The organism is Marinobacter sp., from assembly GCF_035268745.1.
Classification (GTDB): Bacteria; Pseudomonadota; Gammaproteobacteria; order Pseudomonadales; family Oleiphilaceae; genus Marinobacter.
In genome coordinates, this window is record NZ_DATFKH010000126.1 from 1 (window position 1) to 23,139 (window position 23,139).

Sequence of the window (23,139 nt, forward strand, 5' to 3'; positions counted from 1 at the left end):
AAAAAAAGCCGCCAATCCAGAGGAATAGCGGCTTTTCGGAATAGTGGCTCCCCGAGCTGGGCTCGAACCAGCGACAAACGGATTAACAGTCCGTTGCTCTACCAACTGAGCTATCGGGGAACGTCGTCTTCAGACGAGGCGCGTATAGTAAGATTACCCCACGGCCCCGTCAACCCCTGCCTTTAAATTTTAGCCCAGAGCTTTTTTCAGGCGGGAAATAGCGTTCTCGAGGTTCTCCATGCTGGTCGCAAAGCTCAGTCGCATATGCCCTGGTGAACCGAAAGCAGAGCCGGGAACCAGCGCCACGCCGGCCTCTGTCAGCAGTTTCTCGGCAAACTCAACGTCATCACTGACAGCGGAATCGGCATCAATCGCGCCCTGAACGCGGGGAAACACATAAAAAGTACCGTCGCCTTCCAGGCATTCAACGCCAGGCAATTCGTTCAGCGCCCTGACCAGATAATCGTGCCGCTTCTTGAATGCGCTGACCATCTCCTGCACGCACTCCTGCGGTCCGTCCAGGGCTGCGGTCGCAGCTGCCTGGGAAATTGAAGACGGGTTCGAGGTGCTCTGGGACTGGATCTTCTTCATGGCACCGATGATCTTCGCCGGCCCCGCAGCGTAGCCGATGCGCCAGCCGGTCATGGAATAGGCTTTGGACACACCGTTAAGCACAAAAGTGCGGTCGTACAGTTCCGGCGTGGCGTTCAGGATGTTGCAGAATGCCGCACCCGTCCACAGAATCGGCTCGTACATATCGTCTGTCGCGATCATGATCTGCGGGTGCTTTTTCAGAACCTCGCCAATGGCCTGCAGTTCTTCCAGGGTATAAGCCATACCGCTGGGGTTGGACGGGCTGTTGATCACGAACAGACGGGTGCGCTCGGTAATGGCTTTTTCGAGTTGATCCGGGGTGATCTTGAAGCGGGTTTCCGGGCCGGATTCGATGATCACCGGCTTGCCTTCTGCCACCAGCACCATGTCCGGGTAGGAAACCCAGTAGGGCGCAGGAATAATGGCTTCGTCGCCCTTGTTCAGAGTTGCCAGGGCCAGGTTGAAAAAACTCTGTTTGCCACCACTTGAAACAAGAATCTGGTTTGCTTCGTAATCCAGGCCATTGTCCCGTTTGTACTTGGCGATGATCGCCTTTTTAAGCGCAGGCGTACCATCCACCGCTGTGTACTTGGTTTGACCGGCCCTGATCGCTTCAATGGCCGCGCTCTTGATATGGTCCGGTGTATCAAAATCAGGCTCGCCAGCGCCAAGGCCGATGATGTCCTGACCGGCGGCACGCAGTTCTGCGGCCTTGTTGGTGACGGCTAGCGTGGGGGAGGGTTTGATTGCCTGTACCCGGCTGGAAAGTTGAAGGTCCAAACTTGCGCTCCTTAAAGCTGCGATGAGTGGGCCAGATGTTACCATAATCAATTTATTACGATAAGTTTCTTGACGGTTTTACCCGGCCAGGCCCCAATCAGACAGAGCAGAGGATGCCGCAATACCATGGCGACTTCAGAACAAGGCGCGCACAGACGAGACGGCAGGTTTACCGTTGCTTCCCCTTTCGAACCCGCCGGCGATCAGCCGGAAGCGATTGCAGGGCTGGTGGATGGCATCCATTCGGGGCTCGCCCACCAGACGCTTCTGGGGGTAACGGGGTCCGGTAAAACCTTCACCATCGCCAATGTTATTCAGCAGATCCAGCGGCCAACCATTGTCATGGCCCACAATAAAACCCTGGCGGCCCAGCTTTACGGGGAGTTTCGCGAGTTCTTTCCTGACAATGCGGTGGAATACTTCGTTTCCTACTACGACTATTATCAGCCCGAGGCCTACGTGCCGTCCTCGGACACCTTCATTGAAAAAGATGCATCCATCAACGAGCATATCGAACAGATGCGGCTGTCCGCCACCAAGGCGCTGCTGGAGCGTCCGGATGCGATTATCGTCGCCACGGTGTCTTCCATCTACGGTCTGGGCGATCCCCAGTCCTATCTGAAAATGATGCTTCACCTGGATCGCGGTGACGAGATTGACCAGCGTCACATTCTGCAACGGCTCGCTGAACTCCAGTACACCCGCAATGATATCGAGTTCCATCGGGCCAACTACCGCGTGCGCGGCGATGTGATCGATGTGTTTCCGGCGGAATCGGAAAAGGAAGCCATCCGCATAGAGCTGTTTGACGATGAGGTGGAAAACCTGAGTTATTTCGACCCGCTGACCGGCGAGGTTCTGCGCCGTGTGCCCAGGGTGACCATCTACCCCAAGTCCCACTATGTCACGCCCCGTCAGAAGGTGCTGGATGCCGTCGAGAACATCAAGGTGGAACTGGATGAGCGGCTCAGGCAGCTGCGTGACAACAACCGGCTGGTAGAGGCCCAGCGGCTGGAGGAGCGCACCCGCTACGATATAGAGATGATGCTGGAGCTGGGCTACTGCAACGGCATTGAAAACTATTCCCGCTATCTTTCGGGTCGCCAGCCCGGTGAGGCGCCACCCACCCTGTTTGATTATCTGCCGCCAGACGCCCTGCTGATCGTGGACGAATCCCACGTCACCATTCCCCAGATCGGGGCCATGTACAAAGGCGACCGGTCACGGAAGGAGACTCTGGTGGAATATGGTTTTCGCCTGCCATCGGCACTGGATAACCGCCCCATGCGGTTTGATGAGTGGGAACGGATGGCGCCGCAGATGGTGTTTGTCTCGGCCACGCCCGGTAAATATGAAGCCGAACACGCGGGCCAGGTGGTGGAGCAGGTGGTCAGACCCACGGGTCTGCTGGACCCTGTTATTGAGGTCCGTCCCGCATCAACCCAGGTTGATGACCTGTTGTCCGAGATCCGGCGGCGTACGGCGGTAAATGAACGGGTGCTGGTCACCACGCTGACCAAGCGCATGGCAGAAGATCTCACCGATTTCATGATGGAACATGAAATCAGGGTGAGATATCTGCACTCCGACATTGATACCGTCGAGCGGGTCGAAATCATTCGGGATCTGCGCCGGGGCGAATTTGATGTGCTGATTGGCATCAACCTGCTGCGGGAAGGTCTGGACATGCCGGAAGTGTCACTGGTGGCCATTCTGGATGCAGACAAGGAAGGCTTCCTGCGTTCCGACCGTTCACTGATCCAGACCATGGGCCGCGCTGCCCGTAATGTTAACGGTAAGGCCATTCTCTACGGTGACAACATCACCGGGTCCATGCGGCGTGCGATTGATGAAACCGAGCGCCGCCGTGCCAAACAGGCTGAGCATAACGAGGCCCACGGCATCACACCGACCGGCCTGAACAAAAAGATTGCCGATATTATGGAGGGCGCTGCCAGCGGCGGTCGCGGGCGCCGCAAGCCGGAGCGTCCTGGCGAGAAGGCAGCGGAAGAGGCCGAGCGTTACCGCGCCAGGGTCGGTGACCGCACCCCGGACGAAATTCTCAGAGAGATGGGCAGGCTGGAAGACAAAATGTACAAGGCTGCGTCGGACCTGGACTTCGAAACAGCGGCCCGGCTGCGTGACGAGATTTCCGAGCTCAAGGAAGCTGCGTTGCGAACTGGTTAGTGTCCCGTCTGGTTAATTCGTTGATCTACTGAGCCCCTGAAAGCCTTGAGAGCAAGGCGCGGTGGCGAAGGTTTGGTGGTTCCAAATCGAGCCGACTCAACACCGCTGTCAAGGCTTTCAGGGGCTCCCGAAGGGCTTGTCGCTCGGGCCTCTGGACCTGTGTTGCCAGCCCTTGATGTGGAACCACCACACCTGCGCACTGGCGCCTTGGCCAGAGGCACGAGCGCCAAGCAGTAGATCAACGAATTAACCAGACGGGACACTAGGGTCGGGAGTACCAGATTCGCAGGCTCCCGAACCAGGGATAGGCCTCCATCTGGTGACTGACAATCCCGGAATCAGACCTCTCGTGCTCCGGGTCGGCCTCCAGGAACAGTTCCATATGGACCCGGTTTTTCAGGTAGTGCAGCCTCAGCCTGCTATTGGGTGGTAAATCCACGGGCAGATGCTCCTGCAGAGCAAGGCGGATGTCCCCCCGGGTCGGCAGCTTTTCGGATGTCAGGGCCTGATCGTCGTCATTCTCCGCATCCACGTGAAAATTGATATCCAGAATGTTATCCATGGTTTCCCGCATGGCCGCGACCACATGCATGCCAATCTGGTGTCCCTCTGATACGCTGATTTCCGGACGTACGACCAGGTGAACATCCAGCAGTATATCCTGGCCCATGCGCCGGCTGCGAAGCTCATGAACGTCACGCACACCCTCAATGCTCATGGCCTTTTCCCGCAAGGTGGCGGTATCTTCGGGTGACAGTCCGGTATCGATCAGCTCCCTGACGCTGTCCCAGGTAAACTTCCAGCCGATATAGATGATCAGGCCCGAAATAATGATAGCCGCCAGTATGTCCAGCCACAGGTAACCCATCATGGCACCGACGGTGGAAACCAGAACCACAATTGAAGAAAGCGCATCGGTGCGGCTGTGCCAGGCATTGGCGACAATGAGGTCCGAGCGGATAGCCAGACCGACCCGACGGGTGTAACGGTAGATCCATTCCTTACTGAGTACCGAGATCAATGCGGCCAACAGGATAGGCCATTGCGGCAGGATGGCTGAAGCGTGATCCAGCAGGCGCAGGGTGTTATCCCATGCCAGAGCCGCGCCGACCGCAATCAGCAGGCTCCCGAGGACCATGGTGCCCAGGGTTTCGATGCGCTGGTGTCCGTACGGGTGCTCCTGATCGGGCGCCTGACGGGAAAGCCGCATCACGCCCACAACAACGAGATCGGAAGCAACATCGCTGAACGAATGGATGCCATCCACCAGCAAAGCCTGCGAGTGAAACAGTAATCCGGTGATCACTTTAAGTACGCCCAGAAAGGCATCGAGAATCATTCCGATAAATGTAATTCTCGTGGCTGCCGACCGTTCCCGGGTGAGCTGTTTCTGACGATCGGAGGAGGGGGATAGCGGATCGCTCATATTGCTCTCTGACAGCATTTGGAAATCATTATAGCCGGTATTCTGAAAGCTGTTGGCAAACGGATCAGCGCCTGCGGGTTGCCCGATTTATGCACATGTACACCTTTGGTCGATATGGTCGGGTTTCGGGAAACTGGCAATATAAAATTTTGCAAAAAAATTGTAACTAATTGATAAATAAGAATTAAATAACTGATCAAAAAATGATCAATCCGTAGATTGGCGCGGATATCAAGGGATCGCCAGCGTTACCCGGGGATTTTCAACAGGGTTATCCACAGATTCCGTGGAAAAGATCACAACACCTTAATGGGACAGACATTTAACTGTCATGAGAGTCAGGTAGGGAGATGCTGTGGAAAAGATTCGTTATACTCCTGCCCAGTCCAGTCAGTGAGAGTATTTATGTATCAGCTCATGCAAAAATTTCTGTTCCGGTTGCCACCGGAGGCAGCTCACGATCTCACTCTGGCAGGGCTTGATCTTGGACACAAGCTTGGTTTGCTGGGAAAAATCGTTGCCAGGCCGGTTGACCTTCCGGTCCGGGTGATGGGTCTGGATTTTCCCAACCCGGTTGGTCTTGCCGCGGGCCTGGACAAGAATGCAGATCATCTCGACGCTCTGGGCGCTCTTGGTTTTGGCTTTATCGAGGTGGGCACGGTGACACCGGTCGCGCAGTATGGTAACCCGAAACCGCGAATGTTCCGATTGCCAGAGCATCAGGCGATTATTAATCGTATGGGCTTCAACAATCACGGTCTGGAGCATTTACTGGATCGCGTCAGCCACCGCCGTTACCCCGGCATCCTGGGTATCAACGTCGGAAAAAACAAAGCGACGCCCAATGAGGCGTCGGAACACGACTATCGAAAGGGCATTGCAGCGGTTTACCCTCATGCCGACTATGTAACAGTCAATGTGTCTTCGCCCAACACGCCGGGCCTGCGGGACCTGCAGTTCGGAGATTCCCTGAAAGGCCTGATGCATGCTATCAAGGATGAGCAGGCCCGCTGCCAAAAAGACACTGGCCGGTATGTGCCTGTCGCTATCAAGATCGCGCCGGATCTGGAGGATGAGGGCATCCGGTTTATTGCTTCGGCACTGAAAGAAAGTGGCCTGGATGGAGTGATAGCGACCAATACCACCATCAGCCGCAACGCCGTAGCTGGCCATAAACACGCCGAAGAGACCGGTGGCCTGAGTGGACTGCCGATCCGGGATCCGTCCACGCGTGTCATTAAAGCGTTGTATTCGGAGCTTGGTGAAGCCTTGCCGATCATTGGTGTGGGCGGTGTCACAGACGGTAACAGCGCGGCTGAGAAGATCCGTGCCGGCGCTAAACTGGTGCAACTCTACACCGGACTCATATACCGCGGCCCCGGTCTGATCAGTGAATCGGTGGAGGCCATCCGGGAACTGCGGCAGCATTAACAGCCGGGCAAAAAAAGGGCCCGCAGAGCGGGCCCGGGCGGGGAATAAACCCCGTGGCGTATTAAATTAAAAAATCAGGAAAACAAGTCGGGACCAAGTCAGGCCGTCACATTGGCTAACTTGTGGATGCCGGAAACGCCGGTCATGCCCTCCCACTGATCTGTTCGGCCCTCTCGCCACCCGTTGAGCCATTCCTGGCGGAATTCAGCCTGATCCAACGGGCAGCTGTCTTTGGATTTGCCAGACACTCCGGCCAGATAGCCCCGTTTGAATGCGCGAGCGTACATGTTTCTTTTCTGTCTTTTCATGCCGTTCCTCACTGATAGATTAACAGAACATGTGTGTACACACCTGCAGTGGCCAGTGGCTGGAGTCACCCTTCCGGGGTAACCCGCTATTGTCACTGATGACCAGAGCAGTCAGGATCCTGTTAACGGCAGCTTTTGGGCTGCCGGAACGACGCGTCTTTTATAAGGTAAAACTAAGTCGGCGGCCCTGTACACTAATTATTTCATCTATTTTTTGCGTTTTTATCGCCATAAAGTATAAAAACGTGATCTCTTCATCAGCAAGTGCGTCATACCGGGGTGTTTTGGGTTGTCGATATTTTCAGGAGATACGGTGTCAGAACTTAACTTTTTTGTAACCTGCCCAAAGGGTCTGGAGTATCTTCTGGAAGCAGAGTTACAGACCTTCGGTATGGAACCGTTACGCAACGCCCCGGCCGGTGTCTGGGCGAACGGCACACTGGAGTCCGGGTATCGGGCGTGTTTGTGGTCCCGGCTGGCGAATCGCGTGATTCTTCATTTGGCCGATGTCGATGCGACATCGGCGGACCTGATGCTGGGCGGCGTCACTGATTTACCCTGGGAAAACCACATTCCGGTGACCGGTAGTCTGAGGGTGAATTTTGTCGGTCAGAATGACGCAATCCGCAATACCCAGTTCGGCGCCCAGCGGGTGAAGGACGGCATTGTGGACCGGCTGAGAACAGCCAGCGGCCAGCGCCCTTCGGTGGATGCCAAAGACCCTGACGTTACCATTTCGGCAAGACTGCACCGGGGTGTGCTGTCCGTTGGTATAGATCTGAGCGGTGAAAGCCTTCACAAACGCGGCTATCGGACCGAAAAGGGTGCGGCACCGCTGAAAGAGAATCTTGCCGCAGCTCTGTTGCTGAGGTCAGGCTGGCCCGACATCGCCCGCGAGGGGGGCAGCTTCCTTGACCCCATGTGTGGCTCAGGAACTCTGGTGATTGAAGCGGCCATGATGGCGATGGATCTGGCGCCGGGGCGCCGGCGCGAACACTGGGGTTTCAGCCGATGGCCCGGGCACGATGCAGAGCTCTGGCTGGGTCTTCGCCAGGAAGCCGAGAAGCGGGCCTTGGAAGGCCGGCAGCGGCTGAGCGAACAGCCGATCCGGTTCAGCGGTTATGATCAGGAGCCGGCCGTCATCGCGACCGCCCGTAACAACGCCGGGCGGGCCGGCCTTGGCGAGCAGATCACCCTTGAGACACGCGATATCGAAGCGCTACCGGCTGAGTCCGGAACTGTGCCGGGGCTGGCACTGGTCAATCCCCCCTACGGCGAGCGACTCAGCGAACGCAAAGAACTCGCGGCGCTTTATAGCGCCCTGGGAGAAGCGGTTAAACGGGCATTGCCAGGCTGGCGCCTGGGCGTGTTTACCGGCGCCCCCGAATACGGAAAATCCCTGGGGTTACGAAGCTATAAACAATACCGGCTGTATAACGGCAGGCTGCCCGCCCGGCTTTTATTGTTCACCGTAGACGAGGCCAGCGCCAGAACTTCCCGGGCGCCCGACGTGCCCGGAGAAATTACGCCGCGGATCACCAATCAGGAACGCGCGGCCATGCTGCAGAACCGGCTGCGAAAGAACATGAAAACCATCGGCCAGTGGGCCCGGAAACAGGGCATTGGCTGTTACCGGCTTTACGATGCCGACATGCCGGAGTTTGCGTTCGCCATCGATATTTATGAGGGCCGGGTGCATGTGCAGGAATATGTGGCGCCCAAAACCATTGATGAGCGTTCGGCCCGGGAGCGGCTGGCCGAAGCCCTGGCCGTAATACCTGATGCGCTTGGCATTGATGGCGCCGATATAGTCTGCAAGCAGCGTCAGCGCCAGGCCGGCCTGAACCAGTATGAGAAGCGTGAGGCCAGCGGCGAGTTTTTCAATGTTCACGAGCACGGCTGCGTACTCAGGGTGAATCTGAAGGATTATCTGGATACCGGGCTGTTTCTCGATCATCGCCCGGTCCGGCACTGGATTCAGCAGCATGCCGGGGGCAAGCGGTTTCTGAATCTTTTCTGCTACACCGGGGCTGCGACCGTTCATGCGGCCGTCGGTGGAGCAAGTCGCTCGCTCAGCCTTGATATGTCCAGAACCTATGTAAACTGGGCGCAGGACAACCTGGCTCTCAATCGCGCTGATCTGTCCCGTCACCGGGTGGAGCAGGCCGATTGTCTGCAGTGGCTGGCGGAAAATCCGGGCCCGGATCAGCGCTTCGATCTGATTTTTATGGACCCGCCGACTTTTTCGAATTCGGCGCGAATGGCAGGTGTTCTGGATATTCAGCGGGACCACGCCAGGCTGATCGGCCAGGCGATGCAGCGGCTCACTTCGGAGGGGACGCTGATCTTCTCGAATAATTTCCGGCGATTCAAACTGGACAACGCTGTCGAGGAAACCTTTGCGGTAACAGAGGTCAGCCGCGAAACCCTCGATAAGGATTTCCAGCGTAATGCCCGTATCCATCGATGCTGGCATATCCAGCACAAAACCTGAGGCCGGGCACCATTGCTCAGTCGAAGAAACCTTCCTCGCGGGCGATCAGCAACATCGCGTAGACACTGTTTTCCGGCAGTTGGGGTTGCAGCCCCTCATCGGTCAGTAGCTGTCGGCGACGGTCGTCCAGTTCTTCCCGGGTAAGGGAGGTTACCAGCGATTCAATGCCGACAATCTCAAAAGGGGGCTCCTGGCCCACGGCGTCAAAAATGAGGTCAATCAGGATTTCATCCGGGTCCATGCCATCAACATAAACCGTCTGGTCCGGCAGATCCTGGTGTAGCTCGTGAACGATTTCGATCAAAGGCACACCCTGCTCCTCCAGATAGAGCAGGTCGACATCGCCCATATCACCGTCTTCCGGCACCCAGCTGTCGTCGGGGGCAATGACCACGGTTTTCATCTGGCCATTTTCTACTGACCAGGCCATGGCCACCGGAAACAGGGTGTCTTCAGTCTGGCAGTACTCGATATCGAGAAAGCGCGGCTCGGGCAAAATGGGCTCTCCTTATAGGACCAAAGGCGCCATCATGCCATACTGGCGGCGCCAAAATCAGTTTATCAGGGGCATCATGGAATACGCGGATTTTAATCAGCAGCTGATCGCATTTCTGAATACCGCAACCACGCCCTGGCACGCCGTTGCAAGCATGAAACAGATGCTTGACGAAGCGGGGTTCCAGGCGCTGGATGAAAAGCAGGAGTGGAGTCTCGAGTCGGGCAAGGCCTATTACGTCATTCGTAACGGCTCGTCCATCGTGGCTTTCAGAACCGGCAAACGTCCGACGGATCAGGCCGGCATCCGTATGGTCGGGGCTCACACCGACAGCCCGTGTCTGAAGGTGAAACCAAACCCCGAGTTGCGCCGCAAAGGCTATTTCCAGCTCGGGGTAGAGGTTTATGGCGGTGTCCTGCTGAATCCCTGGTTTGACCGTGATCTGTCCCTGGCCGGACGGGTCAGCTTTCTCGATGAGGCCGGAACCGTTCGGGACATTCTGGTGGATTTTCGCAAGGCGATTGCCTCGATTCCGAGCCTGGCCATTCACCTGGACCGGGAAGCGAACAGCAGTCGGACGGTGAATCCGCAAACCGATCTTCCGCCGGTTCTGATGCAGGTGCCGGAAGACGATACCACCCGGTTTGCCGACCTGCTCAAAGCGCAGCTCGAACGCGAGCACCAGGGCATCCGGATTACCAGGATCCTGGGTTACGAACTTGGCTTCTACGATACCCAGCCCGCAGCGCTGGTGGGCTTGCAGGACGACTTTATTGCCTCCGCCCGGCTCGACAACCTGCTTAGCTGCTTCATCGGCACCCGATCGCTGATTGACGCCTCCGGCGACGAACCTGCGCTGCTGGTGTGCAACGATCACGAGGAAGTCGGCAGTATGTCTGCCGAGGGGGCGCAGGGACCTTTTCTGGCTTCGGTACTTGATCGCTGGTGTGGCGCCGGCCGGGGTCAGACCCTGGCCAGTTCAATGATGATCTCGGCGGACAACGCTCACGGCGTCCATCCGAACTACCTTGAAAAGCACGACGAGAATCATGGGCCCTTGCTGAATCAGGGCCCGGTGATCAAGGTCAATCACAATCAGAGGTATGCGACCAACAGCCGTTCCGCGGCGATTTACCGGCATATCAGTGGTGACCTGGGGCTGCCGTATCAGACCTTTGTGGTGCGCAGTGACATGGGTTGTGGCAGTACCATAGGGCCGCTGACCGCGGCAAACCTCGGTGTTACCACGCTGGATATTGGTGTGCCGCAGTTCGCGATGCACTCCATCCGGGAAACCGCTGGCGCCAGAGATGGCCTGACGCTTTACCAGGTATTGCGGGAATTCTTCAGGCGCAAGGAGCTGGTCTGAGAGCGGAAAAGCACAGTCTGAAAACATGGCTCCCCGAGCTGGGCTCGAACCAGCGACAAACGGATTAACAGTCCGTTGCTCTACCAACTGAGCTATCGGGGAACAAAGCTGGATTGGCGCGAAGCTTAGGCGCTTTCCATGAGGGCGTCAAGCCCATGAATTGAAAGGTTAAATTTTGTACGACGCGGCACCAGAGTATAAACCTCCCCTGTGGCTTCGCAGCGGCCATGTGCAATCCATATGGCCATCGCTGTTCCGGGCCGTTGCTGTCCAGCAACCGGAGTCTGAGGTTCTGCCGACGGATGATGAAGACGAGCTCCACCTTGACTGGTATCGGCAGGACAGCGACCGGCTTGCAGTTCTGTCCCATGGCCTTGAGGGCCATAGTCGCCGTCCCTACATAAAGGGGCTCGCCAGGGCGCTGTTTCGTGAGGGGTGGGACGTGCTGGCCTGGAACTTCCGGTCCTGTGGCGGCATCATGAACCATCAGCCCCGGTTCTATCACAGCGGTGCTACCGGCGACCTGGACCGGGTAGTCAGGCACGGGCTGGCGCAGGGCTACCGGACCATGGGCCTTGCCGGGTTCAGTATGGGCGGAAATCTCACGCTGCTGTATCTTGCCGAGCAGTCGGAACAAATCGACAGCAGGATTTGCGGCGCTATCGGCTTTTCTGTGCCCTGCGATCTCGCAGGCAGCGCTGACACTCTGGCGCGGCCCAGCCGGAAAATCTATATGCGTCGTTTTCTCAGAGACCTGGAAGTTAAAATGGAACAGAAGTCGAGGCAATTTCCAGGGCTGATCGACACCTCGGACTTTGACAAGATCCGGAGTTTCCACGAATTCGATGACCGTTTTACCGCGCCTTTACATGGTTTTCGCGACGCTCAGGATTACTGGCAGAGTTGCTCGGCACTCGGGCGACTGAAAGATATCCGGGTTCCGGCGGTCATGGTGAATGCCAGTGATGATCCGTTTCTGTCCGAGCTCTGTTTTCCCGTGGATCCGGCCGTTACCGGCCGCCATGTCCGGGTGGAGTTTCCGCAATGGGGTGGCCATGTCGGCTTCGTTGAGCAGGCAGCCGATGGCAGTTACTGGTCTGAGCGCCGGGCGGTCAGACACTTTGCTTCACTATTGTGCTGATGGCGTTATAAGGTCATGGCGCTACTGTTTTTCCAGCATCGGTTGCAGTTCTGGCCAGACGTTATCCAGCAACTGCTCCTGCGCCTCGGCGGTGGGGTGGATGTCGTCGTCCTGCATCAGCCCTTCCCGGTCGTAGATGTTGGCCAGGAAAAAGGGCACCAGTTCGGTGTCATGGCGCTTGGCCAGTTCCGGGAAAATCGCCGCAAATGCTTGCGTGTAGCGTTGGCCATAGTTGGGGGGAATCTGCATGCCTGCCAGCAGAACCTCGGCGCCCGCCTGCTGCGACTGTTCGATCATTGCTGTGATATTGTTGCGAATCACCTGGGGCGGAAAGCCCCGCAGACCATCGTTGCCCCCCAGTTCAATCATCACGATGTCCGGCTGGTGTCGGTCCAGCAGGTCGGGCAACCGCCTGAGACCGCCATCGGTGGTCTCGCCACTGATGCTTGCATTGACAACTTTCCAGCCGGATAACTGTTCCGTATCGAGCCGTTCTCTGAGCAAAGCCACCCATGCCTGCTCGGTCTGGACGCCGTAAGCGGCGCTGAGGCTGTCTCCCATGATCAGCAGTGTGCCCTGGCCTGCCCGGACTGGCGCAATAAAGAGTATTAAAGCAATGAAAACTATTGATCTCAGACGTCGGATTGTCGTATCCATAAAAGTCCTGTTTGTCCGCAAAATTGCGATGACCCTTTTGCTACTACCCTGGAGAGCTCGTGAGTGACCTGAGTGAACATCAATCCCGCAAGTCCGGGCCCATGCTGAAAGCAACCAACCTGTCCCAGCGTGTCCGCCTGGAAACAGATACGCTGACGATCTTGCAGGGGGTCAATCTTGAAATCAACCGCGGTGAATCCGTGGCGATCGTCGGTCGCTCAGGTTCCGGCAAGACCACCCTGCTTGGCTTGCTGGCCGGGCTTGATACGCCCTCCGACGGCACCGTTGAACTGGACGGTGCCGTGATCAGCAGTTTGAGCGAGGACGAGCGCGCCCAGCTCAGGTCCCGCCGGGTCGGGTTTGTGTTTCAGTCATTCCAGTTATTGCCAGCGCTGACCGCTCTGGAAAACGTCATGCTTCCCCTCGAACTGGGCGGTTCCGACAAGCCGGAAGCCAAAGCCCGGGAACTGCTCGAACGGGTCGGTCTCGGCGAGCGGCTGTATCATACACCACGTCAGCTTTCCGGTGGCGAACAGCAGCGGGTAGCCATTGCCCGGGCCTTCGCCTCCGAACCTGCCGTTCTGTTTGCGGATGAGCCGACGGGCAATCTCGATAATCGCACCGGGCACGATGTATCTGATCTGCTGATGACTCTGAACCGCGAGCAGGGCACCACGTTGGTCATGGTTACCCATGACGAGAGGCTGGCCGCACGCTGTGGGCGGCAGTTTTCGATCGAAGCGGGTATTCTTACCGAGCCTTCGACAAATGCCACCGCCGAAACCGCGGCGGTGAACTGATGGCCGCTACCCGGAAACTCATGTCCGTGCGCCGGGACTGGCGCGAGCGGGATGTGCGGGTGGTGCTGGCGGCACTGATCATTGCCGTTGCCACGGTGGCAACCATCGCGCTGTTTGCCGGCCAGCTGCAGCGGACCCTGGTCACCTCGGCCAGCTCATTTCTGGCTGCCGATCGCCAGCTTGAGGCCGAGAACGGGCGGGAAGTACCCCAAGCCTGGCTGCAGGAAGCCAGCGACCGCAGCCTGGAGACCGCCCGCATGGTGGAGTTTTCCACCATGGTATATGGCGCCGACAAATTTCAGCTGGTGTCGGTAAAGGCCGTCAGCGACAGCTATCCGTTGCGCGGCCAGGTCGAGATCCAGCAGGGCGCTGATGCCCCCAGGCAAATGCTGTCTTCCGGCCCCGCACCCGGCGAGGTCTGGGTGAACCCCCGGTTGTTGCGGTTGCTGGAGCTTGGTGTTGGTGACTCGCTTGACGTGGGCAACCGGTCGCTGACCATATCGGGCCTGCTGGTCCGGGAACCGGACGGTGGCTTCAGAATGTCTGCGCTGGCGCCACGGGTGATGATGCATACCAGTGATGTGTCCTCAACGGAAGTCATTCAGGAAGGCAGCAGGGTTGAATACGTCTACCTGTTTGCCGGGGAGGAAGCGGCGCTGGACAGTTATTATTCCTGGCTGCAGCCGCAGCTTGAACCGAGTCACGAATGGGAAGGCGTGCGTGATGGCGAGACCTTCTCGGAATCCCTGCAACGGGCAGAGCGGTTCCTGCTGCTGGGGGGTAGCCTGGCAGTCATGCTTGCCGCTGTTGCTGTCGCGGTTGCCAGCCGACAATACGCGCTGTCCCAGCGTGATACCGTGGCGTTGCTCAAAACGCTGGGGGTGAACAGCAGTGGCATTGGTCGGCTTTACCTGCGCCGACTGGCCTTGTGGGGAATCGTCGGCGCGATCGGCGGGTTGCTGTTTGCCTTACCGCTGTTCTGGTTGTTGTCCAGCGTGCTGGGGCAGGTACTGGAACAGTCCGTTGATTACCATCTTGATCCTGACGCACTGGTACCGGCCCTGCTGACAGCCCTGGTGTCGCTGTTCGCTTTCGCCTACCCGCCGATTCGCCGGTTGAAAAACGTACCGGCCATGCGGGTGCTCAGAAGCCAGCCCGGTGAGTCCGGGCGGGAAGCGATTCCGGACTTGATGATTGCCATTGTCGCCATATTTGGCCTGGTCTGGCTCTACGCCGGGGAAGTATCCCTGGTGCTGGCGCTGCTGGGCGGACTGGCGCTGCTGCTGGGTACCCTCGCGCTGTTGGGCTGGGTGATGGTTACCACCCTGCGCAAGATCAGCGGTGGCGGTAATGCCTGGCGTCTGGCGCTGGTCGGGTTGTACCGCCACCGGCGAGCGAGCCTGTCCCAGATTGCGGTTTTCGCCATGACCCTGATGCTGGCTGCGACCTTGATTCTGGTGCGAACCTCGTTGCTGAGCGACTGGCAGGCACAGCTGCCGGAGGACGCTCCCAATCACTTTCTGATCAACATTGCGCCGGACGCGGTGGACCAGGTTGAAGAATTCTGGGCAGAGCGTGGTCAGCCCCTGCGTAATCTCTATCCGATGGTTCGCGGACGCCTGACCGAGCTTAACGGCCAGCCAGTGAAGGAGGCCGTGACCAAGGAAGAAAGTGTGGGTGCCCTGAACCGGGAGCTGAACCTGACCTGGATGCAGGACCTGCCCGAAGACAACGAAATTGTCAGCGGCGAATGGTTCAAGCCGGGTGATCAACGCGGTGTATCCATAGAGGCCGAGCTGGCTGGCAAACTGGGTGTCGAAGTCGGTGACAAGCTTGGCTTCACCATTGGTTCTGACAAGGTCACTGAACCAGTCACCAGTGTCCGGACCGTGCAATGGGACAGTATGAAGCCCAACTTTTACATGGCGTTTCCCCCCGGTGGCGGGCTGGAGAATATGCCAGCGACCTGGATAACGGCATTCTATCTGCCCGAGGACCAGAAATCGGCTCTTAATGAATTTTCGCGACAGTTCCCCACCGTATCGCTACTGGAAATTGACCACATCATTGACCGGATCCAGCAAATTGTCCGTCAGGTCACCCAGGCGATCGAAGCCATACTTGCACTCATTCTGGCGGCGGCACTGGTGGTGATGGCTGCAGTGGTCAGCGCGACCATGCAGGAGCGCCAGCGTGAAGGGGCTCTGCTCAGAACCCTTGGTGGGCGCCAGTCACTGCTGGTTCGCAGCACCATGCTGGAATTTGCCTTTCTCGGTTTTTTTGCGGGCGTCCTCGGGGTCGTTGCCGCGGAGGCCGCGGTCTGGGCATTGCAGTTCCGGATGTTCGAAGGTCAGTTCCAGTGGCACTGGCAGGTCATTCTGCCGATTCCGCTGATCAGCGCCCTGGTGCTGGCGCTGTTTGGTCGGTGGCAGTTAAAACCGGTGCTGAGTGTCTCGCCCATGCTGCTGTTGCGAAGACTGGAATAGGCAGCTCTGGCGCCGGGTCAGGGGGGAATCAGCGATATTTAGACAGAATGGCGTCTATCTCGCCCTCGGCACGCATGGCGGCCAGCTTTTCGTTGAAAGCCCTGGCAAACTCCTGCCAGCCCGGTCGTAACATCAGCCGGAACCCGGACTGGCTCAGGATTGATGAGCTGGCCCTGAATTCATCCTGAATGCCCTGTTCCATAAGCAGCCACTGGCCCACCAGCCGGTCGGCTATTGCTGCGTCGAGTTCGTCGTTGTTTAACAGGTATATGAAGATATCCTGGTCCCGCGGCACATTGAATCGTTCAATCCGGCCGGATCTGAAATGGGGTTCCAGTGCCGGGAAGTAATAGCCGAGCCGGGTAACCAGTGTCAGTGAAAAAAGATCTTCAACAACCCGAAATTTTGCAGCAGAATCTTTGGGAAAGAAAATGACTTCCTCAATGTCGACAACCGGGTCGGTAAAAATGAATTCATCGGGATTATCAGTCCACTCTCTGGCCCGTGGCGTGCCGTCAAACAGTCCTTCCAGGAGCAGTTGATCCACCCGTTTACGAGGCACTTTGACAGGCTCTACCCGATAACCGATATGTTCCGCGATGGTTTCGACCACTTCCCACATAATGCCGGCGGTGCCATTGTCACCACAGATCAGGTAGGGCGGATAGCCACTCGGCGACACATTGAAGCGAAAAACCCGGCTCTCGGAATCGGAAAGGCCTGCGGCGGGCGTGTTTGCCGGGGCAAGTGAACTGGCAAGCAGCAACAGACCTGCAACGGCAGGGGCAAGCCTGAAACTGATGGACGGACTGCTCATAGAGTCTTCACTGTGATTAATGAACGTGTTTTTATTCTCCGGCCCGTCCATGCCAGCCGCCACTGAATTGTGCTGCTTCGGCGGCGCCGTTTCAACTGCGGCCGGTCAGACCCAGGCACGTTGCAGAACAGCTCGGGCGTCCTCAAGAAGCACTTCTTTGGGGTTGAACATGATGGCGCCATCATCCAGCGCCATTTCTGCAATGGTATCCAGTTGATCCTCTTCTACACTGCCAGTTTCCTTCAGCGTGCGCGGCAACCGGCAGCGCTTGTGAAGTTCGTCCCGGAGTTTACGGAGAGCCGAGATAGTGGCTTCTGCCCGGCGGTTGAACGGCGTCGATGCGTAGACCTCCGGTCCCTCAAGGTACAGCAGTAACTCGCCCAGCGGCTCGCGTATCGTTTCCAGGTTGTATTCCAGCACGTATGGCAGGTAAAGGCTCATGCACATACCGTGGGGAAGATGGCAGATGGCGCCAGTGGCATGGCCGAGGGCGTGAACCAGGCCCACCATTGAATTGGAGAAGGCAATACCTGCCATGGTCGACGCCTGTGCCAGTTCCAGCCGGCCTGTGGCATCTTTCGGGTTGTCCATTACAGGCAACAGAAACTGGCTTATTTTCCTGATCGCAGACGTGGCATAGGCGTCGCTGAGCGGATTCTTCGCCATGCAGGTAAACGCCTCGGTGGCATGGGTCATGGCGTCCATCGCTGTTGCCGCCGTGATATGTGGTGGCAGGGTCATTGTCATGCGGGGGTCGATTACCGCCGCATTGGGTAAAAGAAATGAAGACGAGAACGGCAGCTTGACGGATCTTGTGGTGTCAGTAATCACGGCTACTGATGTCACTTCGGAACCCGTGCCTGCGGTCGTGGGAACAACCAGAAACGGTTTGAGCGGGTGCTTGATAATACCTGCGCCACTGTATTTCGAAATATCATCGCCACCCTCCGAGACCAGGATATTGACGGCCTTGGCGGTATCAATGGCGGAGCCGCCGCCAACCGCAATCAGCGAATCGCATTTTTCGCTGCGATAAATACCGGCAATTTCCTTTACCACGCTGGTAGAGGAATCGGGCGGCACATCATCGTAAATGCTGACAATTTCCAGCCCGCTTTCCTCGCAGGCTGCAATCACCGGGTCGAGCAAGCCGGCCGCGCGCACCCCCTTATCGGTCACAATCATCGGGCGGGTGGCGGCCAGGCCGGTCAGTTCGTAGGGAATATGCTCAAGAGCGGCCCTGCCTGCGATAACTTTCACCGGACAGAAAAATTCGTAGTATTGGTTCGTCATGATGTTCTCGCTGTCTCGATAAAATTGGTGGCAACTTTCAGATAGATACGCGCTGCGCTGATCAGCTTTTCCGGCAGGTGCAATGAGTCCGGGTATTCCTTGACTGCCCGTTTTGCCACCAGCTTCGGAAGAATGAAGGTTTCAAGCCGGTTCAGAATACGGGTCATGCGAACGGCATAACTGATTTCGCCGTCGACCAGCATACGGTCATTGGCGAATGCCACCGAGGTTTTCTCCTGGAACGACAGCACAAGAAACGCATGGGCAACGTGTTTGAAGCGGATGGAAAGATCGATCGGGCGCGGGGCACTGTCACCATGATAATGGAGTCTGCCATTACCGGTGTGCTCGACAATCAGCCGTGAGCCGTCCGGCATCACCATCATTTCAAACAGAAAGCCCGTCGGCAGGGCGCGGCTTTCGGCCTGGACCGTGGGGTCAATTTCGCTGACGGCCTGAAGAGCACGACCCATAACCTGGAACATCAGTTCCACGTAAAGCCGCCGCGCCTGGAATACCATCGGCTGGATGCGTTTTGCGAACATGGCAAAACTCCGGTTGTCGTAAAGGTATGCCAAGTTTTAGAGTTTTTGCTCTAGAAGTCAATATGGCAGAAGTTCCTTAATTCCCCGTCAGCGCAGCAAGTTTCTGCTTCGCTTCGGCTGCAACCCGACCGTCAGCCTCCGCCGCCGTGCTGTAGTAACGGAGAGCGGCATCGCGACGGTTCTGGCGCACGGCTATATCGCCCAGCCGCAGAAACGCTATGGATGTCGGCACGGTTTCATTGGCCCGCTTGAGACTATCACGGGCTTTCGTCAGATTGTTCAGTGCCAGCGCATTCAGGCCACTCTGGAGCTGGTAAGCAAACATTTCCGGGTAGAGCGACGTGGCCCTGTCAAAATCCGCCGCCGCCTGTTCGGGTTGTTGCCGGGCCCGGTAGAGCTGGCCTCTGAACGCGTAGAAAGCGGCTTCCTCAGGCTCGATGTCAATGGCTTCGTTGATTTCGGCCATGGCCTTGTCAAGCTGCTCCTTGCCTGCCAGTTGCCGCGCCCTGTCGTAGGCATCATAGGCGGGCTGGCGACTGCGCAGAAAAGCCAGTTTTTGCTGGTAGGCTTCGCGTCCGCGATAGCCTCCGGCTCCGATCCTGTTGACCAGTTTCTGGTTTTCATCAACCCGCTTCTGTGAGGGTGGATGGGTGGCAAACATGCCCTGCAGGAATCCCGGGTTATTTCCCTCCGAGAGTCGCACAAACAGTTTCTGAAGCTCGACAGCAGCCTGGGGGTCATATCCTGCTGCATCCATATAACGGATGCCATAGTGGTCCGATTCCAGTTCGGCGCTCTGGCTGTACTGGGCCAACGCCAGTTGCGCGCCCATTGCGGCCCCGCCCATGATCAGGCTGGCCCATTCGTTATCGGAGATCGCATATCCCAGTCCGGCCACACCAAGGCTGATCAGTGTGCTTTGCTGCATGCGCTGGAGACTGTGGCCCGCGGCGGCATGAACAATCTCATGGCCAAGCACCGAGGCAAGCTGGGCTTCGTCTTCGAATTCCGTCAGCAATCCTCGGTTGATGGCAATTTTGCCGCCGGGCAGTGCCCAGGCATTCGGCACGCTGCTGTTGAGAACAACGAACTCATAGGGCAGGTCTGGCCGGTCGCTGACCCTGGCCAGTTTCATGCCGACTTCTTTCACGTAAAGATTCAGCTCCGGGTCGAGATAGAACTGGCCACCCTGGGTCTGCTGGGTCGGCTTGTACTGCTCTGCGCCGATCGCCAGTGCCTTGTTTTCCGGAATTAGGGAAAGCTGTTTTTCCCCGGTCACCGGGTTTACCGAACAGCCTGTCAGCATGACGGCCGCCAAAGCCGTGCCGAGGAGTACCCGGGCAGTGGGTGCCAGAAAACGCCTGAATACCATCGAAATCCGCTCCATTCAGTTGGTTTTCGTCAAGCCCGGCAAATGCCGGCGCTGCAATCAGTCTGTCAGTTGAAAGGTTACACCACAGTTCTCCGCAGGGGCAGTGACCTCTGGGCAATACTCTTGGGAGCCTCTGTTCTGCGGAAACGTTGAATGGGAATTTATCCCGAACTGGCCGGGCTGACATGGTTTCTGGCCGGATTAGCCTTGAAAAGGCTCCGGTTGCCCCCAATTCCAGCCCAAGCCTGAGAATTATGTGCAGGAGCGAGCACAGAGGCCGTTCCGAAACACGCTGTAAATACGTCCCTGTACGCTCGGGCTCCGCCATCCATGGCTTCGCACGTTTTCGGAACGGCCTCTGTGCTCGCTCCTTAAATTGTGAGTGATACCGGGAGAACAAGACGCTATGACTGTAGAAACACAGAAAGAGACTCTAGGATTTCAGACCGAGGTCAAGCAACTGCTTAACCTGATGATCCATTCGCTGTATTCAAACAAGGAAATCTTCCTTCGTGAGCTGATATCGAACGCCTCAGACGCCGAGGACAAACTGCGATTTGCGGCATTGAAAGACGACAGCCTTTATGAAGATGATCCGGAACTGAAAATCCGGCTGGATTACGACTCCGAGAACAACACCGTCACACTCTCTGACAACGGCATCGGCATGTCCCGGGAGGACGTCATTCAGAACCTCGGTACCATCGCTCGTTCAGGTACCGCCGAGTTTCTCAAACAACTCTCCGGTGACGAGAAAAAAGACAGCAAGCTGATTGGTCAGTTCGGTGTCGGCTTCTATTCCTCCTTTATCGTTGCAGACGCCGTTGAGGTCTATACCCGCCGTGCCGGTGCGCCGGTGGAAGAAGGTGTGCACTGGGAATCCACTGGCGACGGTGAGTTCAGCATTGAGAATGTCGATCTTGACGAGCGTGGCACCCGGATTGTGCTGCATCTGAAGGACGAGGCCAAAGAGTTTGCTGACGGCTTCCGCCTGCGCAACCTGGTGAAAAAGTACTCTGACCACATCTCCTTCCCCGTGGTGATGAAGTCAGAATCCGGCGAGGAAGGCGAGAAAGGCGAAGACGAGACCGTCAACGACGCCACAGCCCTGTGGACACTGTCACGCAGCGAAATCAAGGACGAGGAATACAAGGAATTCTACAAGCACATCTCTCACGATTTCGAAGACCCGCTGACCTGGTCCCACAATAAAGTGGAAGGCAAGCTGGACTACACCAGCCTGCTGTACATCCCCGGCCGTGCGCCATTTGATCTTTACAACCGGGACGCGCCCCGCGGGCTGAAGCTTTATGTTCAGCGCGTGTTCATCATGGACGACGCGGAGCAGTTCCTGCCGCTGTACCTGCGTTTCACCAAGGGTGTGATTGATTCCAACGATCTGTCCCTGAATATCTCCCGTGAGATCCTGCAGAATGACAGCACTGTCGACAGCATCCGTACCGCCGTCACCAAGCGCGTACTGGATATGCTGTCGAAACTGGCCAGGAAAGAGCCCGAGCAGTACCAGCAGTTCTGGAATGAGTTCGGCACGGTGATCAAGGAAGGCCCGGCGGAAGACTTCAGCAACCGTGAGAAAATTGGCAGCCTGCTGCGGTTTGCCTCCACTCATACCGGCGAAGAAACCCAGAACGTGTCGCTGGACGATTACATCGCACGAATGAAGGAAGGCCAGAACAAGATCTACTACATCACCGCAGACAACTTCATGGCCGCCAAGAGCAGCCCGCACCTTGAAGTGTTCCGCAAGAAGGGTGTTGAAGTGCTGATTCTTACTGATCGCATCGACGAGTGGATGATGGGCTATCTGACCGAATACGACGGCAAGCAGTTCCAGGACGTGGCCCGTGGTGATCTGGATCTCGGCGATGTGGAAACCGAGGAAGACAAGAAGCACAAGGAAGAGGCGGCGGAAGAGCACAAGGATCTGCTGGAGCGCATCAAGACCGCACTGGGCGACCGGGTACAGGAAGTCCGTGTCACCAATCGCCTGACGGATTCACCGGCCTGCCTGGTCGTGGCCGACTATGACATGGGCGCACAGATGAAGAAGATCATGGAGGCGGCCGGTCAGAAAGTGCCGGACAGCAAGCCGATTTTCGAAATCAACGTGGACCACCCGCTGGTGCAGCGCCTTGAGCAGGAGCAGGGCGAGGAAAGGTTCGGTGAACTGTCCGCCGTACTGCTGGATCAGGCCACCCTTGCAAGTGGCGAGCAGTTGCCCGATCCGGGCGCCTATGTCAGCAGGCTGAACCGCCTGCTGCTTGAGCTGGCTAACTGATCTGACGCCGGATGCAGCAGATTATCGTGGATATCTCGATCAGCCCGGCTGAGTGGATCAAGCTCTACCAGGGTCTTGCCACCGATGTTCACACTACGGCCCGGGACGGACGATCAGTTCGTTTCCCGGCCCGTATTCTTTCCCGTTTTTACCTCCAGGATGGCGTTCGCGGCAGCTTCCGGATACTTTTCGACGACGCCGGGAAGTTCACCTCAATTGAAAGACTCTGATGTTCTTCAGTGACCCTCCAATTAATAAAAGCTTTCATTATCGTATTTTTAATTAATTGTATTGAATGAACGCTGTCGCGTTACGTTTGGGGAGTCCGCGGATCATAAAAGCATTTTGAACTGCGGTGACCTCGATAGACATTCGCTATACGGGGCATAAGAAATACCCAGAGCAGAGCAGTATTTTTGTCCTATAGTTAGGAATGCTTTACTTTGCAAACGTAGTGTCGTTATGCCAAATCGAATCAGGAGAGAGAAATGACAGAGAACAATAGCTCAGGCGGAAAGTGCCCGGTTATGCACGGCTCCAACACGCAGGAGAAAGCTGGTGTAACGGCCTGGTGGCCGGAAAATCTTAACCTGGACATCCTGCATCAGCACGACAGGAAGTCCAATCCGCTGGGCGAGGATTTC

General features: G+C 57.1%; 18 protein-coding genes and 2 tRNA genes. 9 read left to right on the forward strand and 11 right to left on the reverse strand.

The window, feature by feature from the left end:
- Positions 1-44 precede the first annotated feature (44 nt).
- Positions 45-120 (reverse strand) — tRNA-Asn (locus VJ956_RS10220).
- Positions 121-189: 69 nt separating this feature from the next.
- Complete coding sequence (locus tag VJ956_RS10225; RefSeq protein WP_324084450.1) at positions 190-1,374, reverse strand: pyridoxal phosphate-dependent aminotransferase; 1,185 nt, start codon at positions 1,372-1,374, stop codon at positions 190-192.
- Positions 1,375-1,500: 126 nt separating this feature from the next.
- Here VJ956_RS10225 and uvrB point away from each other — a divergent pair, with 126 nt between their 5' ends.
- On the forward strand, positions 1,501-3,561 hold the full coding sequence (uvrB, locus tag VJ956_RS10230; protein WP_324084452.1) for an excinuclease ABC subunit UvrB: 2,061 nt from the start codon (positions 1,501-1,503) through the stop codon (positions 3,559-3,561).
- A 262-nt stretch (positions 3,562-3,823) separates the two neighbouring features.
- On the opposite strand, the gene VJ956_RS10235 is transcribed toward uvrB, so the two are convergent.
- The gene (locus VJ956_RS10235) at positions 3,824-4,987 is read right to left on the reverse strand and encodes a cation diffusion facilitator family transporter (protein ID WP_414674428.1); all 1,164 of its coding nucleotides are present in this window, start codon (positions 4,985-4,987) and stop codon (positions 3,824-3,826) included.
- 405 nt (positions 4,988-5,392) lie between these two features.
- Here VJ956_RS10235 and VJ956_RS10240 point away from each other — a divergent pair, with 405 nt between their 5' ends.
- Complete coding sequence (locus VJ956_RS10240) at positions 5,393-6,418, forward strand: quinone-dependent dihydroorotate dehydrogenase (RefSeq protein ID WP_324084456.1); 1,026 nt, start codon at positions 5,393-5,395, stop codon at positions 6,416-6,418.
- Between the two features lie 98 nt (positions 6,419-6,516).
- Here the strand turns inward: VJ956_RS10240 and rmf are convergent, their stop codons facing one another.
- Positions 6,517-6,726: a ribosome modulation factor gene (gene rmf / locus VJ956_RS10245; protein ID WP_324084459.1), complete on the reverse strand. Its 210-nt coding sequence runs from the start codon at positions 6,724-6,726 to the stop codon at positions 6,517-6,519.
- A gap of 313 nt (positions 6,727-7,039) precedes the next feature.
- On the opposite strand from rmf, the gene rlmKL reads away from it, so the two are divergent.
- On the forward strand, positions 7,040-9,220 hold the full coding sequence (gene rlmKL, locus VJ956_RS10250; protein WP_324084462.1) for a bifunctional 23S rRNA (guanine(2069)-N(7))-methyltransferase RlmK/23S rRNA (guanine(2445)-N(2))-methyltransferase RlmL: 2,181 nt from the start codon (positions 7,040-7,042) through the stop codon (positions 9,218-9,220).
- Positions 9,221-9,236: 16 nt separating this feature from the next.
- Here rlmKL and VJ956_RS10255 read toward each other — a convergent pair whose 3' ends face one another.
- Positions 9,237-9,716, reverse strand: coding sequence for a hypothetical protein (locus VJ956_RS10255; RefSeq protein ID WP_324084463.1), 480 nt, complete (start codon positions 9,714-9,716; stop codon positions 9,237-9,239).
- A gap of 76 nt (positions 9,717-9,792) precedes the next feature.
- Here VJ956_RS10255 and VJ956_RS10260 point away from each other — a divergent pair, with 76 nt between their 5' ends.
- A complete protein-coding gene (locus VJ956_RS10260) occupies positions 9,793-11,085 on the forward strand; it encodes a M18 family aminopeptidase (protein ID WP_324084481.1) in 1,293 nt (430 codons plus the stop codon).
- 26 nt (positions 11,086-11,111) lie between these two features.
- Here VJ956_RS10260 and VJ956_RS10265 read toward each other — a convergent pair.
- Positions 11,112-11,187 (reverse strand) — tRNA-Asn (locus VJ956_RS10265).
- A gap of 73 nt (positions 11,188-11,260) precedes the next feature.
- On the opposite strand from VJ956_RS10265, the gene VJ956_RS10270 reads away from it, so the two are divergent.
- Positions 11,261-12,226 carry a YheT family hydrolase gene (locus VJ956_RS10270; protein ID WP_324084465.1) on the forward strand — a complete coding sequence of 322 codons (966 nt, stop codon included), beginning with the start codon at positions 11,261-11,263 and terminating at the stop codon, positions 12,224-12,226.
- Between the two features lie 21 nt (positions 12,227-12,247).
- On the opposite strand, the gene VJ956_RS10275 is transcribed toward VJ956_RS10270, so the two are convergent.
- Positions 12,248-12,883, reverse strand: coding sequence for an arylesterase (locus VJ956_RS10275; protein ID WP_324084467.1), 636 nt, complete (start codon positions 12,881-12,883; stop codon positions 12,248-12,250).
- A gap of 101 nt (positions 12,884-12,984) precedes the next feature.
- Here VJ956_RS10275 and VJ956_RS10280 point away from each other — a divergent pair, with 101 nt between their 5' ends.
- Both VJ956_RS10280 and VJ956_RS10285 read left to right on the forward strand, forming a co-directional pair.
- Positions 12,985-13,683, forward strand: coding sequence for an ABC transporter ATP-binding protein (locus VJ956_RS10280; RefSeq protein ID WP_324084483.1), 699 nt, complete (start codon positions 12,985-12,987; stop codon positions 13,681-13,683).
- Positions 13,683-16,169: an ABC transporter permease gene (locus VJ956_RS10285; RefSeq protein ID WP_324084469.1), complete on the forward strand. Its 2,487-nt coding sequence runs from the start codon at positions 13,683-13,685 to the stop codon at positions 16,167-16,169. Before VJ956_RS10280 ends, VJ956_RS10285 begins: the two co-directional genes overlap by 1 nt.
- A 28-nt stretch (positions 16,170-16,197) precedes the next feature.
- Here the strand turns inward: VJ956_RS10285 and VJ956_RS10290 are convergent, their stop codons facing one another.
- From VJ956_RS10290 to VJ956_RS10305, 4 genes are all read right to left on the reverse strand, one after another.
- Positions 16,198-16,986, reverse strand: a complete 789-nt coding sequence (locus tag VJ956_RS10290) for a substrate-binding periplasmic protein (RefSeq protein ID WP_324084471.1) — start codon at positions 16,984-16,986, stop codon at positions 16,198-16,200.
- Between the two features lie 105 nt (positions 16,987-17,091).
- Positions 17,092-18,279 carry an iron-containing alcohol dehydrogenase gene (locus tag VJ956_RS10295; protein WP_324084473.1) on the reverse strand — a complete coding sequence of 396 codons (1,188 nt, stop codon included), beginning with the start codon at positions 18,277-18,279 and terminating at the stop codon, positions 17,092-17,094.
- Entirely contained in the window at positions 18,276-18,824 is a 549-nt protein-coding gene (locus tag VJ956_RS10300) for a hypothetical protein (protein WP_324084475.1), read from the reverse strand. The genes VJ956_RS10295 and VJ956_RS10300 overlap by 4 nt, the downstream gene beginning before the upstream one ends.
- Before the next feature lie 76 nt (positions 18,825-18,900).
- Positions 18,901-20,196 carry a M48 family metalloprotease gene (locus VJ956_RS10305; protein ID WP_414674427.1) on the reverse strand — a complete coding sequence of 432 codons (1,296 nt, stop codon included), beginning with the start codon at positions 20,194-20,196 and terminating at the stop codon, positions 18,901-18,903.
- A gap of 406 nt (positions 20,197-20,602) precedes the next feature.
- Here VJ956_RS10305 and htpG point away from each other — a divergent pair, with 406 nt between their 5' ends.
- Both htpG and VJ956_RS10315 read left to right on the forward strand, forming a co-directional pair.
- Positions 20,603-22,495 carry a molecular chaperone HtpG gene (htpG, locus tag VJ956_RS10310; RefSeq protein WP_324084477.1) on the forward strand — a complete coding sequence of 631 codons (1,893 nt, stop codon included), beginning with the start codon at positions 20,603-20,605 and terminating at the stop codon, positions 22,493-22,495.
- Positions 22,496-22,506: 11 nt separating this feature from the next.
- A complete protein-coding gene (locus tag VJ956_RS10315) occupies positions 22,507-22,725 on the forward strand; it encodes a DUF2835 domain-containing protein (protein ID WP_324084479.1) in 219 nt (72 codons plus the stop codon).
- The last annotated feature ends 414 nt before the right edge of the window (positions 22,726-23,139 follow it).